The sequence below is a fragment of the Amycolatopsis sp. NPDC049252 genome (genome assembly GCF_043197175.1).
Lineage (GTDB): Bacteria > Actinomycetota > Actinomycetes > Mycobacteriales > Pseudonocardiaceae > Amycolatopsis.
Genome location: NZ_JBICSQ010000023.1, coordinates 55,515 through 72,795, shown reverse-complemented (window position 1 = coordinate 72,795; position 17,281 = coordinate 55,515). Strand labels below are relative to the sequence as shown.

At 66.4% G+C, this 17,281-nt stretch carries 14 protein-coding genes and 1 pseudogene; 11 read left to right on the top strand and 4 right to left on the bottom strand.

Annotated elements, in window-relative coordinates; genetic code table 11:
- Positions 1 to 561: 561 nt before the first annotated feature.
- A complete protein-coding gene (locus ACGFMK_RS24310; RefSeq protein ID WP_392767248.1) occupies positions 562 to 1,188 on the bottom strand; it encodes a TetR/AcrR family transcriptional regulator in 627 nt (208 codons plus the stop codon).
- A gap of 119 nt (positions 1,189 to 1,307) precedes the next feature.
- Here ACGFMK_RS24310 and ACGFMK_RS24305 point away from each other — a divergent pair, with 119 nt between their 5' ends.
- Positions 1,308 to 1,958, top strand: coding sequence for an NAD(P)-dependent oxidoreductase (locus tag ACGFMK_RS24305; RefSeq protein ID WP_392767246.1), 651 nt, complete (start codon positions 1,308 to 1,310; stop codon positions 1,956 to 1,958).
- A gap of 128 nt (positions 1,959 to 2,086) precedes the next feature.
- On the top strand, positions 2,087 to 2,299 hold the full coding sequence (locus tag ACGFMK_RS24300; protein ID WP_392767243.1) for a hypothetical protein: 213 nt from the start codon (positions 2,087 to 2,089) through the stop codon (positions 2,297 to 2,299).
- 466 nt (positions 2,300 to 2,765) lie between these two features.
- On the opposite strand, the gene ACGFMK_RS24295 is transcribed toward ACGFMK_RS24300, so the two are convergent.
- Positions 2,766 to 3,731, bottom strand: a complete 966-nt coding sequence (locus ACGFMK_RS24295; RefSeq protein WP_392767242.1) for an AsnC family transcriptional regulator — start codon at positions 3,729 to 3,731, stop codon at positions 2,766 to 2,768.
- Positions 3,732 to 3,997: 266 nt separating this feature from the next.
- On the opposite strand from ACGFMK_RS24295, the gene ACGFMK_RS24290 reads away from it, so the two are divergent.
- From ACGFMK_RS24290 to ACGFMK_RS24260, 7 genes are all read left to right on the top strand, one after another.
- A complete protein-coding gene (locus ACGFMK_RS24290) occupies positions 3,998 to 4,630 on the top strand; it encodes a nitroreductase family protein (RefSeq protein ID WP_392767239.1) in 633 nt (210 codons plus the stop codon).
- A gap of 41 nt (positions 4,631 to 4,671) precedes the next feature.
- Positions 4,672 to 5,580 carry an aldo/keto reductase gene (locus tag ACGFMK_RS24285; protein ID WP_392767237.1) on the top strand — a complete coding sequence of 303 codons (909 nt, stop codon included), beginning with the start codon at positions 4,672 to 4,674 and terminating at the stop codon, positions 5,578 to 5,580.
- A 27-nt stretch (positions 5,581 to 5,607) separates the two neighbouring features.
- On the top strand, positions 5,608 to 5,958 hold the full coding sequence (locus tag ACGFMK_RS24280; protein ID WP_392767234.1) for a hypothetical protein: 351 nt from the start codon (positions 5,608 to 5,610) through the stop codon (positions 5,956 to 5,958).
- Positions 5,955 to 6,581, top strand: coding sequence for a hypothetical protein (locus ACGFMK_RS24275; RefSeq protein ID WP_392767231.1), 627 nt, complete (start codon positions 5,955 to 5,957; stop codon positions 6,579 to 6,581). Before ACGFMK_RS24280 ends, ACGFMK_RS24275 begins: the two co-directional genes overlap by 4 nt.
- Before the next feature lie 50 nt (positions 6,582 to 6,631).
- On the top strand, positions 6,632 to 8,191 hold the full coding sequence (locus ACGFMK_RS24270) for a long-chain fatty acid--CoA ligase (RefSeq protein ID WP_392767229.1): 1,560 nt from the start codon (positions 6,632 to 6,634) through the stop codon (positions 8,189 to 8,191).
- Complete coding sequence (locus tag ACGFMK_RS24265; protein WP_392767226.1) at positions 8,188 to 9,468, top strand: thiolase family protein; 1,281 nt, start codon at positions 8,188 to 8,190, stop codon at positions 9,466 to 9,468. The genes ACGFMK_RS24270 and ACGFMK_RS24265 overlap by 4 nt, the downstream gene beginning before the upstream one ends.
- Before the next feature lie 216 nt (positions 9,469 to 9,684).
- The gene (locus ACGFMK_RS24260; RefSeq protein ID WP_392767225.1) at positions 9,685 to 10,839 is read left to right on the top strand and encodes an FAD-dependent oxidoreductase; all 1,155 of its coding nucleotides are present in this window, start codon (positions 9,685 to 9,687) and stop codon (positions 10,837 to 10,839) included.
- A gap of 450 nt (positions 10,840 to 11,289) precedes the next feature.
- Here ACGFMK_RS24260 and ACGFMK_RS24255 read toward each other — a convergent pair whose 3' ends face one another.
- Positions 11,290 to 13,938: an alpha-L-rhamnosidase C-terminal domain-containing protein gene (locus tag ACGFMK_RS24255; protein ID WP_392767222.1), complete on the bottom strand. Its 2,649-nt coding sequence runs from the start codon at positions 13,936 to 13,938 to the stop codon at positions 11,290 to 11,292.
- 444 nt (positions 13,939 to 14,382) lie between these two features.
- Here ACGFMK_RS24255 and ACGFMK_RS24250 point away from each other — a divergent pair, with 444 nt between their 5' ends.
- Together ACGFMK_RS24250 and ACGFMK_RS24245 are read left to right on the top strand one after the other, a co-directional pair.
- Complete coding sequence (locus ACGFMK_RS24250) at positions 14,383 to 14,691, top strand: hypothetical protein (RefSeq protein WP_392767220.1); 309 nt, start codon at positions 14,383 to 14,385, stop codon at positions 14,689 to 14,691.
- 1,117 nt (positions 14,692 to 15,808) lie between these two features.
- Positions 15,809 to 16,144, top strand: a pseudogene (locus ACGFMK_RS24245) (hypothetical protein); the annotation flags it as partial.
- Between the two features lie 94 nt (positions 16,145 to 16,238).
- Here ACGFMK_RS24245 and ACGFMK_RS24240 read toward each other — a convergent pair.
- Positions 16,239 to 17,234, bottom strand: coding sequence for a 4,5-dihydroxyphthalate decarboxylase (locus ACGFMK_RS24240; protein WP_392767218.1), 996 nt, complete (start codon positions 17,232 to 17,234; stop codon positions 16,239 to 16,241).
- Between the last annotated feature and the right edge of the window lie 47 nt (positions 17,235 to 17,281).

Below are 17,281 nucleotides of genomic sequence, written 5' to 3'. Positions count from 1 at the left end.
AGGTAGGTGGTGCGGTGGTCGTGCTTGAGCGCGACGGCGATGGGCTTGGTTCCCGATTCGAAGACGGTGAACGGTCCCGGCGCGGTCGAGGCCGGCAGGACCCGGACGTCGATGTGTGTCGCCCCGTGGGCGCGTTCGGCGTCGGTTGTGCGCAGGGCATGGTCACCGACCATGAACACGTAGCGGCGCTGTCCGTCGTTCGTGGCCTGTTGCCGCACCTGGTGCTGGAACGCCTCCAGGTCGGACCGCCGCGGGTCTTCTGCGGGTGGTCGGCCCGAGGGCCGGAGCAGATCGGGGACGCAGACGGCGTGGGCCAGCCGGTCGTCGGCGCAGCTGTACCAGCTGAAGTAGATCTCCTTCAGGCCACGCATCACTAATCGGACAGGTGCCCGCATCACTTGTGGAGACTCTCTACCGCCACCTCTCGACCCGTGAAGCGCTGCTGCTTGAGGCCTACCAGGACGACTTTGCTCGGCGGTCTTCGGGTGGAAGAAGCACGCAGATCGTTCGCGGCAGGCCCGCGAACGGGATTCCAGCCTCAATGCAGCGCTACGTGAGTCGCTAGAACATGTGGGCAGTCGGGGCGGCGGCGGCCATCGCGCGGTCGAGGACGGATGTCAGCGACAGGGTGTCGTCGCGGCGACTCCACGTTTCCTGAGCCGCCACGAAGCAGGTGAAGGCCGTACCGACGATGGCGAGCAATGCGGCATCACCGGCTGTGGTGTCGTTGAGGAAGCGGGCGATTTGCGGCCGGGCGCGCAGTGCGTCTGCTGCGTGCAGCTGGGCGGCGTGCAACTGCTGTAGATATCGACCGAGCAACGCGGGCGTGGCGAAGATCGCTCGGTGCACTCGACGCACCGACTCACGATCATGCTGACCATCAGCGTGTCCGGCGAGCGGCTCGAACGCCGCTCGCAGCGACACCCACGCCGGCTCGGTATCCGGCCGCGCCTTCAAGGCTTCGACCAGCGCGTTGGTGGAGTCGGCAAACCGCCCCACGAGAATGTCGTCCTTCGCGGGGAAGTATCGATACACGGTTCGTGCCGACATGCCCAATTCGGCCGCGATGTCGTCGATGGTTGTCGCGGCGTAGCCGCGGGTCATGAAGAGCTGCTCGGCTGCGTCGACGATGTCCGCCCGCACGGCGCGACGCTTGCGTTCCTGGAGACGTCCACCACGCTCACTCATCAAGGCCATTATTACACATCTTGTCAAGACTGTCAGACTCTGACATATTTGTCGTGCATCGACATGATGCGGGCCGCTTCGATGATCCGCGGCATGGCCCACTCGAGAGGCTGGCGGCAATGAAGTACTTGATCCTCGGAGCGACCGGCGCCACCGGTTCGCTGCTCACGGATACAGCTCTGAACGCAGGACACGAGGTGATCGCACTCGTGCGGAACCCTCAGAAAATGCCGGAACGACCTGGTCTGCACGTCATCGCCGGCGACGCCCGGGACGCGCGCGCCCTCACGGACGCGACGGGAAAAGCCGATGCCCTCGTCAGCGCCCTCGGCGTCGGCCGCACCCGTAGTCCCGGCAACCTCATCCTCGACACCGCCCGCGCGGTCATCTTCGCCGCCGGGCAGACCGGTCTTCGGCGCGTGGTGTTCCAGTCCGCCTTCGGGGTCGGCGCCTCCTACCCGAAATCGTCGATCCTCATGCGCCTCGGATACCACCTGGCCCCCGCCGTGTTCCGCGACAAAGCCGCAGGCGAGCAACTTCTGACGGCAACCGGCCTGGACTGGACACTCGCCTATCCCGGAATGCTCACCAACGGTCCCCGCACCGGCAAGGTCACCGCGACCGATCTCGCCACCCTCACGCGCCTGCCCGGGCTACCCCGCATCTCCCGCGCGGACGTTGCCGCGTTCCTCCTCGACGCCGCCGCATCGGACACATGGATCCGACGCATCGCCGTAATCACCGCAGGTAACGGACAAGAGCTGAGGTAACGGCGTCGGTGCCGCCGCCGCACGCTAACCACGCAAGACGGACACCGCGTTGTCACTGCTGACTTGCCCGCCTCGACGAGGTCCGTGAATTTGCCGGCACGCCGGCCTCCGGCTGCCCCCGCATCGACGTGCTGACCAGCCTGCTGATGGACAGGCTCATCGCGAGCAAGGCTAAACTCGGCAACATCCTGTTCAGCCAGGAACTGCATCAACGATTCCACCTTCAAGGCATCTCCGCGGCCGCATTCCACCCAGGTACCGTGGCGACCAAATTCGTTTCCGACGCCGCCGGCTACATGAAGCCGAGTCCAGCGGCTACGGTGCTCCGCCTCGGCTGTTGATCTTGAAGCGGCTCCTGTCAAGTCGCTGCGAGGCGCTCCATGGCACGTGGGGTTGAGCTGGAAGCGCGGTGTTCGGAAGCTCGGGGCAGGCGGAGGTCAGGGGGCGTGAGGAGACGAGGGCTGAGGTTCGCTTCGCTCTGAGCTCTCGCATGCATGACGATCAGCGTGAACATCATTCCGGCGACCTGGGCAGGTTCGGCCACTCGGCCTCCGAGACGAAGACGCGTGGGTTTCTGCTGCACCCTCCCGCGAGAGAACGTCTCCTCGAAGTCGGCTGAGGACGTCGCGACGATGAGGTCCAGATGGGCGTGGCCGGCGCGAGCGGGTCCGGCAACAGCCGGGATGGTCTGGCTGCGAGGAACTGCGACCACGTAACCTCGAGTTCTGGCCGTAGGCCTCGGCAGCCGCCACCGAGGATGCGGGAACGCCGGCGCTGGGTGCTCGGGCGAGCATGTGAGGTCGGAGCTCAGTCCGGCGCCGGCGCTGCGTCCGCCGATCCGGACGAGAGGCGCGGAAGGTGCTTGCCGAGCGTGTCGGCCAGTTCTTGCGCCTGGCGGACCAGATCTTCGCGATAGGTGATGACACTGTCCCAGTACAGGCAGATGGTGCCGCGCAGCGTGTCCCCGCTGCACACCGGCATACCCATCCAGCTGTGGAAGCCTTCGGAGACGACGAGATCGGTCGCGGACCGGAAGAGTGGGTCGGTCTGGGCGTCGGCGGAGAAGACGTGCTGGTTGTGCTTGACGATGTTCGGCAGGACCACCCCCTCGGCCCGGCCCTTGATGAGGATCTCCTCGACGTAGCGGGAGGAGAGACCCCGCCAGCGCATCGTCGGCGGGGGGAGTGTCGGATCGGCGGGCCAGATGTTCCCGGTGGCTACGTGGACCCGGTCGGCGCCGAGCGAGGCACTGGCCACGTCGCAGGCGAGGTCGAGCAGCTCGGTCAAGCTGTCGACCGAGGACGCCTGCTTGTCGAACTGCTCGAAGTGGTCCGGTCGGGAGGCGGTGCCAAGGGTGATCGTCTCGACGACGTGCGTCGAGAACGACTCTGCGACCCCCGGCGCCTGCTCGATGTGGCGGACGTAGAACTCAAGAGCGTCACTGTCGGAGTCGAACGACGCCAGGACGATCAGTTCGTAGGCCCCGGTGGTCAGGTGGACCTCCTCGACCTGGGGCATCGCCGCGAGGCGCTGGGCGACGACGAATCGTTGGCCTGACTCCACCCGCACCAGGACGATCAGCCGCGACACCGGCGCGGCGCTGTCGAGCGTGGCCACCACCCGCATGCCGTCGCGCTCGATCAGCCGCCTGATGCGGTGGCGGACGGTCTTCTCCGACACCCCGACCTGGGCGGCGATGTCGAGGTTGGACATTCGCCCGTTCTCGGCCAGCAACCCGAAGATCTTCTTGTCCAGCGCGTCGAACTCAGGCACGCAAACCTCCTTGACTCGGACAACATAGCATACTAACCTCCGAATATCGGACTCAAACGCCGATATTCGGACTTTTGCTCGCGCGGTGACCGAAGGCATGAGTCCGGCCGGTCGACATCTCGAAGGCGACAAGGCGCGCTGAGACGGCCATCGCGAGCGGACCCGCGCTCCGGGTGGCTGAGGGCCGAGTGGGCGGCGTCTGCCTCGGACCCGTGCGGTGACGCGGCCCGACCATCACCGCCGATCAGTAAGAGCTGGAGATCGATATGACGAACGACATCGACGTGCGGACCATGGACGTGTTCGAGGCAATGGGCTCGGCCATGACCATGCGCTGGCTGACCGAGGAGCCGGTGCCGGACGAGGTGGTCCGGAAATTGGTCTGGGCCGGGACCAGGGCGTCGACTCCGGAGAACTCCCAGCTCTGGGACTTCATCGTGGTCACGTCACCGGAACAGCGCGCGCGTCTCCACGAGACCATCATTCCCGACATCTCGGCACTCGACGGCGTCAAGGCGCGGACTGCAGGTGTCACCGACCCGGTGAAGCGCCGCATGTACGACGGTGGATCGCACCTGCTGACCACCCTTCGAGACGCTCCGGTGCTCATCTTCATCTGCGCATCGTCGTGGGTTCCCGGCGACCCGAAGGAGGATCGCTACCAGTTCGCCGCCATCTACGGGGCTGCGCAGAACATGCTCGTGGCCGGACGGGCGATGGGCCTGGGGGTCGCCCCGACCGGGATACACACGCTCAACACCAGAGGCGTCCGGGCGGTGCTCGGCGTGCCGGACCACAAGATCATCGGCGTGACCATGGCGGTGGGGTGGGCGGCCCGCCCGTTCGGCCGGCTCAAGCGGAAGCCGATCGAGGACGTCATGCACTTCGAGACCTGGTGACCGGCGTTCACGGACCGAGAGGAACGGACATGCTTCGAACGATGCAGACGTGCAGGATGGCCGGCCGCGATGTCACGCGCGTCGGCTTCGGCGCGATGCAGCTGGGGGAACTGCCGGGCCGGCCGGCTGTCGACCGCGACACCGCGATCGACGTGGTGCGCACCGCCGTCGAACTGGGCGTGAACCACATCGACACCGCCGCCTTCTACGGCCACGGCACGGCGAACGAGGTGATCCGGGAAGCGCTGACCCCGTACGGCGACGACCTCGTGCTCGTCTCGAAGGTCGGCGCCGTGCACAACGGCGAGGGCAGGGTCCTCGCGCAGCGGCCCGAACAGCTGCGCGCCCAAGTGGAGGACAACCTGCGCGGCCTCGGCGTCGACCAGGTCGGCGTGGTCAACATCCGCAGCGTCCAGCACGGCCACACCGGCACCTTCACCGTCCCCGACGACCAGATCGTCGATCTGGACGACCAGCTGGCCGAGCTCGTCGCGCTCCGCGACGAGGGCAAGATCGGCGCGATCGGCCTCAGCTCGGTCGACGCCGACCAGCTCCGCCGGGCGCTGCCCGCCGGGATCGTGTGCGTCCAGAACTTCTACAACCTCCTCCACCGAGCCGACCGCCCGGTGCTCGAGCTCTGCCGCGAGAACGGAATCGCCTGGGTGCCGTTCTTCCCCCTCGGCTCCGCCACGCCCGGGAGCCGGAACGTCCTCACCGAACCCGCTGTGCTCGACGTCGCCGCCCGGCTCGACGTCACTCCCGCCCAGGTGGGGCTCGCGTGGCTGCTCGCGCACGATCCGTCAACGCTGCTCATCCCCGGCACCGCCAGTGTGGGCCATCTCCGGGAGAACGTGGCGTCGGCTTTCGTCCAACTGGACGATTCGGCGATGGCCGTCCTCGACGGTCTTGTTCCGCCTGCGCCGCCTCGGACCGGCACGTCATCGTCGTAACCGGAAGTCGGGAAGGATGATCAGTTCATGGCAACCGTGCAGCTTCGACGTTATCAGGTCAAGCCGGACGAGCTGGAAAACTTCGTCAAGCATTGGGATTTGATCATACCCTTGCGGCAACAGCATGGGTTCGACGTGCTCTTCGCCTTCGTGGACCGATCCACGAACCAGTTCGTGTGGGCAGTCAGTCACGAAGGGGACGGCGACGAGTTCGATGTGGCCGCGAAACGCTTGATGGATTCTCCCGAAGCTGCCGCTGTGAGGGCGAAGTACCAAGCCGCGGATCCCTCCGGCCGGCTTCCCGTCGAACTCCTCGACGAAATGTTCATCGCCAAGGTCGACGTGATGCACCAGATCTGGGCGAACCAAAGGAGATGAAGGACATGGGAACTCTTCCGTGGCGAAGGGTCTTGCTCGGCGAGGTCGAGACGGGGGTGTCGAAGTTCGAAATCGCGGAGGTAGAGTCCACGGACCCGAACGGTTTCGGCGCCGGCTACATCTGGGGCTACGACGAGGCCCCGACCTTGCCCTATTACCCGGATGAGCCGTACCGGGTTCGCAGCGTCCTGGCCAATCCCGGCGGAGTACGGGTGTTCGGCGCGCACTTTCCCCCGCTGTCGCACTTGGCGGAGATGAAGTGGTCGCCGGCGGCCCCGGACCAGAAGAAACTCATCGACGCGCAGCCCAGCGGGATCCATTGGTATGAGGGACCCGGCTTCGGGTGTTTCCATTCTCACGACAGTATTGCCATCGATACGGTTGTCAGCGGAACGATCGCGCTCGAGGCGTCCGATGGAACCCGCGAAATCCTGAAACAGGGTGACGTGGCCGTCTTTTGTGGTTCGAACCACCGGTGGCAAGTGATCTCCGAGGAGCCGTGCACCGTAGTCGTCACGGAATTCCACGCGACGCGCCGCCAGGGCGAGGAGCCGTCCGGAACGATGGAAGACGTGCGGAAGCGCATCGCCGCGCTGGCCGGCGAATCACAGAACCGGCACTGAAACCATTCTGTTCATCGAGGTTGCCTTCCAACGGCGGAAGGGAGAGAACCGTGTACCTGACTCAGGGTCTGCACCGCTCGCTTCAACAGAGCCCGAACGCACCCGCCACGATCTGCGGCGAGAGGGTGCGCACGTTCGCCGAGCAAGCCGACCGCGTTGCCCGGCTCGCCGGAGCGCTCCGGGAGCTGGGAGTGGTCGACGGCGAGAGGGTGGGCATCCTGTCGCACAACTCCGACAGATACCTCGAGGCGCTCCTGGCCGTGCCGTGGGCCGACGGCGTGCTCAACCCGGTCAACTTCCGCTGGAGCGCAGCCGAGATCAGCTACGCGCTTGCGGAGTCCGACACCGAGATCCTCTTGGTCGATGACACGTTCGCCCCGATGGTTGCCGCAGTGCGCCCGGACTACGAGGGCCTGCGTGTCGTGATCCACCTGGGCGGCGGGCCGCCGCCGCTCGACGGCGCCCTCGGCTACGAAGATCTGATCGCCGCGGCCGCGCCGCTCGCCGACTCGATGCGCGGCGGCCACGCGCTCGCCGGCCTGTTCTACACCGGTGGCACGACGGGTTTCCCGAAAGGGGTCATGCTCAGCCACGCCAACATCCTGACCTCCGCGTTCGGCAGCCAGGCCACCTGCCCCTTCGTCGTTCCAGACGGGCGTGCGCTGCACGTCGCGCCGATGTTCCACCTCGCCGACCTCGCGATGTGGGTGGCCCAGCTGATGGTCGGGGGCACGCACGTGGTGCTTCCCGCCTTTGACCCGCCCACGGTCATGGCAGCCATCGACGAGCACCGCGTCACCAACGTCGTCCTGGTGCCCAGCATGATCCAGATGCTGGTGGACCACCCGGAGCTGGCGCGACACGACCTGTCGAGCGTGCGTGTCATCGTCTACGGCGCCGAGCCGATCACCGAGGTTCTGCTCGAGCGGGCGATGAACGCCTTCCCCCGGGCGGACTTCGTGCAGTGCTACGGCATGACCGAGCTCGCTCCCGTGGCCACGATGCTGTCAGGGGAAGACCATCGCCAGGGATCACGGTTGCGTTCGGCTGGTCGCGTCGCGGCGCACGCCGAGGTGCGAGTGGTCGACCAGGAGGGCAACGAGGTGCCACGCGGCACGCCCGGCGAGATCGTCGTGCGCGGTGACCACGTCATGCTCGGGTACTGGAAAAAGCCCGAAGCGACGGCCACGGCGTTGCGCGACGGATGGATGCACACCGGCGACGGCGGCTACATGGACGACGAGGGCTACCTCTTCATCGCCGACAGGATCAAGGACATGATCATCTCGGGAGGCGAGAACGTCTACGCGGCCGAGGTCGAGAACGCCGTCGTCAAGCACCCGGCCGTCGCCGCGTGTGCCGTCATCGGGGTCCCGGATGACCGCTGGGGCGAGCGGGTGCACGCGGTCCTGGTGCTCAAACCCGGTGCACGGACGCCGACCGGCGAGGAGATCCGCGAGCACGCCAAGGGGCAGATAGCGGGATACAAGGCGCCGCGCAGCGTGGAGTTCGTCGACGCTCTTCCGACTTCCGGGACGGGCAAGATCGACAAGCGTGTGCTGAGCGCGCCGTACCGGCGCGAGTCCGGCAAGTTTACGAAAGGCACATGATGACTTCAACCGGGGACGTTTTCGTTCTGGGCATCGGAAGTACAGCTGCCGGCCGTTTTCCCGATCAGACGTTCTTCGACCTGTGCCGCAACGTGGTCGTCGAAGCCGGCGAAGACGCCGGCTTCGCCTCGCTGCCTGTCGAGCGCGTGTGGTTCTCGAGCGTGTTGATGGACTTCTGGGGCCAGCGTGCGTGCCGCGGCCAAGAAGTCCTCACCCCGCTGTGTGATGAAGGCTTGCTGCCGCACGGTCTGTGCATCCAGAACGTGGAAGCCGGATGCGCCAGCGGGACGATGGCGTTCTTCGGGGCACTGAGCGACGTCCTGTCCGGCGAAGCAGAGGTCGCGCTCGCGGTCGGGGTCGAGAAAATGAACCATCCGGCACGGCCACGGCGCGACATCCTCGCCTGGATCGAAGGCACCGCGGGCCAGCTCGACGCGGAATACTTCTACGGCCCGCATCGCAAGCTCGCCGCCGAACTCGACGTGAGCTTCAGTCCCGGCGAAGAAGGCCGGTCGGTCGCCATGGATGTCTACGCCCTGTGGGCCCAGGCGCACAAACAGGCCTTTGGGACCACAGACGAGCAGATCGCCGCCGCGGCCGCGAAGAACCACACCAACGCCGTGAACAACCCCCGAGCCCAATACCGATTCCCGATGAGCATCGAGGATGTCCTCGCCGACAGAATGGTCACCCAGCCGCTCACACGTGCCATGTGTGCCCCGACGGGTGACGCGGCAGCAGCCGTCCTCGTGTGCTCACGCGGGTACCTGGAATCACAACCCCGCGCCGTGCGCGAGCGTGCGTTGCCGATTCTCGGACACGCCGCCTGCGGTGGCCGGCGATGGTCGTTGTTCGAGGATGACCGCTCGGCCGCCCGAGCAGCCGAACGCGCCTACAAAAAGGCAGGCATCGGGCCGTCGGATCTGGACCTGGTAGAGCTGCACGACGCCACCTCGATCGCGGAAATCCTGCTCGTCGAGGATCTGGGCCTCTGCACCCGAGGGCAGGGCGGATCATTCACGAAATCCGGCGCGACGGCACCGGACGGCAAGATCCCGGTCAATACATCGGGAGGACTCGTGTCCCGTGGTCATCCGATCGGTGCAACGGGAATCATGATGCTCAACGAGGTCGCCTTGCAGCTGCGCGGCGAAGCCGAGGCGCTGCAGCTGCCCCGGGCGCGGGTGGCGCTCGCCGAGAACGGCGGCGGGATCGTAGGTCACGACAACGCCGTCTCCGCGGTGACGATTCTCGGCGCTCCCGCTCGCTTGGGTTGATCGCAGTCGGGGAAATCAGCGAAACAGCCGGCCCGATCGTGAATCGGGCAATGCGCCGCCGAGCGAGCGTGGCGACGGTGCGGACGCGATGCCGGCTTGGGGATGGCGCATACCGTTTTGGGTAGCGATCCCGCTGTTCGTCTGCGCTCTTGTACGGCGAGTATTCACCAGGAGCCACCACACCAACCCATCGGGACCGCCAGCTGGGAGGGCGAAATGACCGAGATTCCGACCGGCCCCGGCCACCGGGGCCCGAAGCTGCACGTGAGCAACGGTACGAGGGCGCGCGGCCGGGCGATCGTGGCCGGTGCGGGCATAGTCGGGTTGAGTACCGCGCTCTCGCTGCGTCGGGCGGGGTTCGAGGTCGCGGTTCGAGAACGGGAGCCGCAGATCAGACAGACCGGTGCCGGGCTCGGAGTCTGGCAGCACACGATCACCGAGCTCGAACGTATCGGACTCGGTCCACGGCTGTCCGAGATCAAGGCCGAACAAAGTTTCCAACGCTTTCGCGACCCCTCCGGTGCCGTGCTGGACGTAGGCGACATGCCGCCGGGGCGGGTGATGCACCGTCGGCAGCTCAGCGCGCTGCTCGTCTCGGCTGTCGGTGAAGAGAACATACGCACCGGCAAGGAAGTGGTCGACTACACCGAGGACGAGGCCGGCATTACCGTGCACTACGCCGATGGCGACCAGGAACGCGCGGATCTGCTCGTCGGCGCCGACGGTCTGAACTCCCGGGTCCGCAGGAGGCTCGTTCCGGGCTCTGAAAGCCATTATGACGAGGAGGGCCACCATGTCTGGCGGGCGATACTGCAGTTCGACGGGGACATCGGCGATGGCTACCCGACCATCGGGTACCACCGCACCCGCGGCACGGTTACGCGGCTCGCCGACGGTTCCTGCTTCTGGGTGCTGGCCCAGTTCGGTGTCACCGGCGGGTTCACCGGCAGCCCCAGGCAGGAAGCCTTGGCCAGGGTTGAGAACCTGCACGACGGGCCTTCCCGGTTCGTGCTGCGCGAGGTCGTCCTGGCCACCCCGGAAGATTCGGTGCTGGACAACCGGGTTGCCGTGGTGCCGGAGATCCCACGCTGGAAGAGCAACCGCATCGTGCTCGCCGGGGACGCCGCACACGCCATGTCCCCGCACATCGGATCCGGTGCCTCACTGGGCATCGAGGACGCGCGCGTGCTTGGCGACCGGCTCAGCCAAGCGGATATCGCACCGGCACTGGACAGTTACCAAACCGACCGCATCGCCCGATATCGGCAGGTGCGCCAGCACGCCAAAGCCATGGCCGCCGCGCCGACCCCAGTGTCCTATGTGGAACGCTTCTCCCGCTACCTGAACTGGCTGAACAATACCGCAGCATAATGAACAGCCCCGATGAGTCTCAAGATTCCGCCTCTTGGAGATGGAATTGCCTCGGGAGCCCGCCGTGCACACTTCCAGTGTTCTCGTGCGAGGGCCGGCAGGCGTTGACGCGGCGAGAACTTTGGACCCGGCGGACCGGCAGACACTTGAGGCGCGGTGAGTGAGCGGCGAAGCACGGCCGTAGAACCGCGCATGACCCGATCCGCCGCACCGCGTCCCGGCCAACCTGCCCGCAGCGCCGTCACCGCGCACCCTTCCCGCCGCCCGCAAGAACTGGCCTGATACGGAGATTCTGCGGGGCAGCAACCATGCGTGGTGCCCGACCGAGCCGGGGTTGCCGCCAGTTCAGCCGAGGCTGTCAACTCTGGTCCAATCACGGTCGCAGGAGCTGTACCCGATCGTCGAAACACCTCGCCTCTCGCTCGAGATCGTGATGTACGTCGATGTCGGCTACTCCGGGAGTGACATGACCGTGTAGCTACTTTGCCGACCTGTTGTCAGGTAAACGTAGTCGGCGTCAGCCCGCGCAGCGGTGACACCTGCGTTGGCGGCGAAGGTCCCGTGGCGCCAGACCACCCGGCCGTTGACGATGACCGTCGGATGACTGGCGCCGCCTGTCGGGACGGCGATCGTGCCTTGGGTGTTCGGGGGCGCGGTGACCGTCATGCCGAATCGGTGGGTGCCGCTCTGCGCGGTCCAGTCGACGTTGATCGGGCCGTGTGGCGTGGGGACCTGTCCTCGTGCCCAGGCAAGGTCGCCGGGGCGGGGCTGCACGATCCAGGTCGCGTACCCCGCGGTCGTGGGGCGTGCTCCCAAGACGTAACCCGAGAGGGCCGAGGTGGGGGTGGTGGACCAGCCGTGGGCCAGGCTTGTCCCGGCTCCGAGTCCGGGGGTGCCGTCCGTGCCGGAGATGTTCTCCCACATGGTCCCGGTCTGGTCAGGTCCGGGCGCGATCATCCGGCCCCATACGGAGTGCAGGAGGTTCTGCGCGTTTGCGGTGTCGCCGGTCGCCAGTCGCGCTTGAAGTTCGAACCCGCTGATGTAGGGGCTGACCAGGTCTCGGTATCCCGTGTCGCGGGAGTAGGGGAGCGGGCCGTAGGGCGTGCTCCAGAGGCTGGTCTTGAGGCGGTTCAGGATATCCGCGTGTTTCGACTGAGGCGCGACGCCGTACAGGACAGCCAGAATGTTGGCGTCTTGGGCTGTTCCCGAGGCCTGGGTGTCGCTGATCTTGTAGAGGCCGGTGGCGGGATCGTAGAGACGGTCGTTGATCCGGGTCTTCAGTGCGGCGGCGGCCGTGGTGTGGGCGGCGGCTGCGGCGGTGTCCCCGACTGCAGTCGCCAATGTGGCGCCGTCGGTCAACGTCTTGTAGTAGAGGATGTTGTAGGCCGAGACCTCGCCGGCTTTGTCATGGTCGTAGAAATCCCAGTCGGCCCCATCGATACCGCTCCGGGTGGCCAATAGCCCGTTCCCGTCGATTCGGGTCGCGTTCCAGGCGAGCTGGCGCTGAACGACGGGCCACTCCTTGACGATGAAGTCCCTGTCGCCGGTGTAGAGGTAGTACGTCGCCAGTGCGACGACGAAGGCCATCGAGTAGGTGGCCGAGTACGTCGTGGTGTCGCCGGGAATGGGGGGTCCGACGTGCGGGACGGTTGCCGGGTGCAGGGCGCCGGGAATGAAGCCGCTGGAGAGCTGACGGCTGCCGAGCAGGGCGAGTGACTGTTTGATGTTCTCGGCGTTGCCGATCGAGTAGTAGTCGGTGGGACCTTCGACAAGGAGATCGCCGCTCCAGATCGCGCGATCGCGTCTGGCTCCGTCGAGGACGGACGGCACGACATTGGACCCGGGTGGGGTGAAGTCGGTGACGCTCGCCTCGGTTGCCAAGGAGTTGCGGTACAACGTCGTGGAGTCGGCATTGGCGACGGTGAGGTTGCGGAAGGCTGCTTGCTCCCCATCGAACTCTCGGAAGCCCACGGTTCCGGCTGGGTGGGAGTTTGCCCCGGCCGGTGCGGTGGATGTATCGGTCTGGTCGACCGGTGTGCCGTCGAGCGAGATGCGGATGGTGCTGCCGGACACCGTGGTGGCGACGGTGTGCCAGGTGTCCTGGTCGACCGGGTGCGGAAGAGCTACCGAGCCGAGACTGGTGTAGTTGCCGTCGTTCAGGACGAACTTCTGCAGTGTGTTCGGTGTACCGGTGGTGTCGGTGCTGCTGTTGAGGATGAACAGGTAGCCGTCTTGCGCGGTCTGTGCTCGGGTCATCCAGCCGGCCTGGTTGCGAGTGATCTTGGTTTGGAATGTGCTCGTGTAGTCGCGCCATGCGTTGCCGGTGTTGAGGATTCCGGCTCCGTCGTTGATCCGCGAGCCGCCGGCCTGCAGGGCGCCGTCCTTGACGGTCCAACTGCCGGGAAGGGAGTGTGCGGGTACGAGGTTGGTTTGCAGGGTGTAGGCGCCGGCGTACCAGATGCGGTTGAGCTCGTCGGAGCTGGAGAGAAAATGTCCGCGGTATTCGTCGGCCTGGGTACGGTCGGCGATGTAGCGGATCCCGACCCCGCTCAGGGTGAGCGTGCCCGGTGTGGTCAGGGTGATCGCTTCGTATCGTTCGCCGCCTTGGACGTAGCGGTTCGTGATCGTGCCGGGCCCGGAGATCTGGTAGACGTCGGACCGTGCGGGGTCACCATCGGCCCATGGTGGTGACCCGTCGCCGGTGGGAGTCAGGTTCCCGCGTCCTTCGCTGTAGGCGGCCTTCAAGCTCGGTGACCCTGCGGTGGAGGCGACGACGAAGTAGGGCAAGCCGCCGGTTTCTTTGCCGTAGTCCAGCACGATGGTGGGGGTATCGCCGCCTTCGAGCATGGTCAGCGTGGCTCCGCCGGCGCGGCCGCACAGCAGGTTGCCGGCGCCGGTGACGGTTCCCGACGTACTTACGAGGCCGGTGGGGCAGACATCCGACCGGCGCGGGGTTTGCACGTAGCTTTGCCAGTCGGGCGCGGCGTGCGGAGCCACCGTGGAGAGGTCCACGTGCGGGCCTGGTGCCGGTTCGGCGCCGGCGAGCGTGGGTGGAACGAGCGATGCCCCGGCAAGGGTGAGAGCCAGGACGACGACCACCCCGGTCCGGCGTCGCCGGACCGGTCGCGTGAACCGACTGTGCATGGGCATGCGCGCTCCACATGAGATCGTCGTTGATCGCCCGGGCTGTCGATGTGTCCGGGCGGAAGCGGGACTGCGCGACGGTGGAAGCCGTCGTCGATATGAAACGTTTCAACTGGTTCGCCTCAAGAATACGTGCGACTGGTGGGTTGCGTCAACATGGAAGGTTGCGGCGCAGGAGATCGGGCCAGTACGGCAAGGGAGGGGTGGTGGTAGCTCATCTCATGCGTGGAAAAGAGCGGTCCGCGCAGTGGGTCCGGCCGACCGCGCGTCCCGACCTGCTCGGCGGATCGGTGCACTCGAGCACGCGCACCTCGTTCGTAAAATCTGCGCCGCAACACCTTCTCGTGCCGAACGTCCACTCGGGACGGTGAGGCCACGTTCGCCGACGGACACCGCCGAATGCCAGTCGCCGCCGCCGATCTGGCCGCGCAGGCGAAGCTGATGGAGCAGGCCGGCGCGCAGTGCGTGTATGTCACCGACTCCGGTGGCCGGCTGACGATGGGCGACGTCCGCGACCGGGTCCGTGCCTACCGCGATGTCCTCGACCCGGCCACGCAGATCGGGATCCACGCTCACGAGAACCTGTCGCTGTCGGTGGCCAATTCCGTCGTCGACGTCGAGGAAGACCCTCGTCGCGACCCCGCAGATGACACGCCGACTCACGGACGAGCGTGCCCGTGCCCGGGTCCGGATCGATGCCCTGATTAGGGCGCACGACCGACTCGAGGTGCCGATCCGCCTCGCGGCCGAGTACGAGAACGCCCCGGCTACGTGCTCGGCGACCGCCGCATCGGCACCGAGTGCAATGCGAGAAGCTGTTCCGGCAGCGCCAGCAGGCAGCGGTGCCGGATTCGAAAGATCGTTTCAATCGCAGAGTACGGCGAAGGCGAACATCAAATCCGACGAAGAGAAAGCGCTTACCGGGCTGACGGTCAAGCGTCCGGATGGTTCCGTGGCAGCTCTGGCGGAAAGTTCCCTGGGCTGATTCGCCGGAGTGTGCGACCCAGGACTGGGAGAACATCAGCGGAAACCTCGATTGGTGCTGGCACGGCGACGCCGGGCCTACCGACGCGTCCGACGCGAACTGGACCGGCTACGCGAGTTGCACCGGTATGTCCGATTGGTCGTGCGTCGGGATCGGTGTCTGCTCACTGAGGAGCGCGTACGAGGACCCTGCGTCTTCGTGCGCTTCGTCTTCTACCTGTTCGGCGAGAGGAACTCTAGTTTTCGGGAGGGGCGGCGACAGGGGCTCGGGATCGCCGGCCGAACCAGGGATACCTTCGAACCAGACGGTGACGAGTCCGCCCACCGTCCTTTCCGGATCTAGTGGATCGTCAAGAGCGGTTTGGCGGCGGCGCGCCAACCGGGCGGATGCGCAGCGGCGGCGTGATCAGGTAGCAGGCGGCTGGGCAGCCGTGGAGGGCGGCGACGTCGTAGCGGGTCAGCCAGACCGTATGCCAGCGTTCGGCGGGGGCGCCGAGGCGCCGGTCGACACCCGGATGTCATCGAGGTTCCGTTCCGGCCGGTGTCGGGGGAGACGGTGCTGCGACAGTGGAACTGGGCTGCCTCTTGGGAGTTGGGGCTCGAGGAGCGTGACTATCGGGTGCGGCGCGGCTGCTCAAGCAGGCCGGCCGTACAGCGGCGTCATCGCACAACTTCGCCCGTGGGTTGATCGTCTGAACGGACTGGGCGCCGAATCGCGGGTGACGGCCCCGCGGGTGGTCACAGCCGACGAAATCCCTGATCCGCAGACCCTGCGGATCACGCGCTCGCACAACGGCGATCCGATCACTGATGACACCACGGCGAACCTGAGTTCACCGTCGCCGAAGCGATCGCGTTCGCATCCCGCTACCTGACCCTGGAGCCGGGCGGCGTGATCGGGATGGGCACGGCGTTAGGCGCGTCGGCTGCGGGGGCGGTGCAGAACCGTCACCTACCGAGGGGATCGGGACGTTGGCCAACCCGGTGCACCAGTGATGACTCTCGGTGCCGCCACCCGCGCCGAGATCGGCGACCTCAACGCGCGATTCGCCTGGGCACTCGACCGGTGGTGGTGTGCTGGGTCCCCCGCGGTGACGGGTTTTTCGGCGCTGTCGGTCGGAGGTGTCGAGGAGGCCGGCGATGTGCCCGTTGTACGGGCATCAACCAGGGACGATGAGCATCGCCTCTTCGTAGTTGCCGTCGATGCCCCGAAACGCGCGCGAACCTCCGGTTTTGTTGCTTCGTCGTAGGGATCCGGCTTGACGGTCGGATCACGTGTCAAGGAGTTCCGCGGGATAGATGTCGTCCGAGGTCAACAGCCGGTCGGACAGGCCCTGCTCGAAGTGGTAGCGAAGGAAGGTGTCGACAGCGTTGCGGTTCGCGCTCACTCCGTAGTTCCACCTGCCGTCGTCTGCCAGCCGCCCGTCGGCGTCAAGCAGTTGCGTGAACCAAGGGCCGCCTTCGGGGGCGGGTTCCTCTGCTCGGTACCTCGCGATGGCAGCCGCTTTCGCGCCGTCGAAGGCCGTGAACAGGGCTCGTGCCAAGCCCGGATGGTGATCGATGAGCTCTCGCTTCGCGACCACGAGGTGCATGATGGGGAAGATCCCGGTCCGAGCGTGGTAATCGGCCTCCACCACCCGGTAGTCGGGAAAGAGGCGCCGCACGAGGGAAGATCCGGTGCTTATACCCTCGGGAGGCTGGGCTGATATCAAGGCGCTCACCTCACCGCTTTCCAGCATCGGGCCGAGGGCCCCGTCGACGGGGACGGCCTCGACCGAAACGCCCGGGGGACGCCGAAGGGGGACGAAGTCCAATGGCGGCATCGGCCGGGTGACTCCACCGACGATCCACTTGCACTCAGCAGGATCGAGCCCGTAGTCGTCCCGGAAGATGCCCTTCGGCCACACGCCCATGTCGTGTCCGAACAGGGCGAACTCCCCGACGGTCTTCCCAGCCAGGTCAGAGGGCGTCCGGATGCCGCTGGCGCTGTTGATGAACGTGGTCGAATGCTGGAATTTGCGGAGCAGGAAAACCGGCAGAGCGTAGAACGGCGGATCGCGGAGGTCCATCGAGCGCGCGAAGAACGTGAAACCGAGCTCCGCGACATCGAACTCTTGGCCCCGCATGACGCGTTCGAACAATTCCGCGATGTCCGTGCTGGGCTCCGGTCGCATGGTGAATTCGCCAACCGGGATCGCGCCCTGCAAGAGCGCGTCCGTGTGGTCGTAACGCGAGCAGCCGAGGGAGATGGTGCGTGGTGCCGGCATGGAAGGCTCTTCCTGTCGATCGCAGCAGTAGTCGCCAGTGGGACGAC

What these genes read in the sequence shown, in the direction of transcription:
- ACGFMK_RS24310 (WP_392767248.1), bottom strand. Translation starts at nt 1,188, where the DNA reads ATGAGTGAGCGTGGTGGACGTCTCCAGGAACGCAAGCGTCGCGCCGTG.
- ACGFMK_RS24305 (WP_392767246.1), top strand. Translation starts at nt 1,308, where the DNA reads ATGAAGTACTTGATCCTCGGAGCGACCGGCGCCACCGGTTCGCTGCTC.
- ACGFMK_RS24290 (WP_392767239.1), top strand. Translation starts at nt 3,998, where the DNA reads ATGACGAACGACATCGACGTGCGGACCATGGACGTGTTCGAGGCAATG.
- ACGFMK_RS24285 (WP_392767237.1), top strand. Translation starts at nt 4,672, where the DNA reads ATGCAGACGTGCAGGATGGCCGGCCGCGATGTCACGCGCGTCGGCTTC.
- ACGFMK_RS24280 (WP_392767234.1), top strand. Translation starts at nt 5,608, where the DNA reads ATGGCAACCGTGCAGCTTCGACGTTATCAGGTCAAGCCGGACGAGCTG.
- ACGFMK_RS24275 (WP_392767231.1), top strand. Translation starts at nt 5,955, where the DNA reads ATGAAGGACATGGGAACTCTTCCGTGGCGAAGGGTCTTGCTCGGCGAG.
- ACGFMK_RS24265 (WP_392767226.1), top strand. Translation starts at nt 8,188, where the DNA reads ATGATGACTTCAACCGGGGACGTTTTCGTTCTGGGCATCGGAAGTACA.
- ACGFMK_RS24260 (WP_392767225.1), top strand. Translation starts at nt 9,685, where the DNA reads ATGACCGAGATTCCGACCGGCCCCGGCCACCGGGGCCCGAAGCTGCAC.
- ACGFMK_RS24250 (WP_392767220.1), top strand. Translation starts at nt 14,383, where the DNA reads ATGCCAGTCGCCGCCGCCGATCTGGCCGCGCAGGCGAAGCTGATGGAG.
- ACGFMK_RS24240 (WP_392767218.1), bottom strand. Translation starts at nt 17,234, where the DNA reads ATGCCGGCACCACGCACCATCTCCCTCGGCTGCTCGCGTTACGACCAC.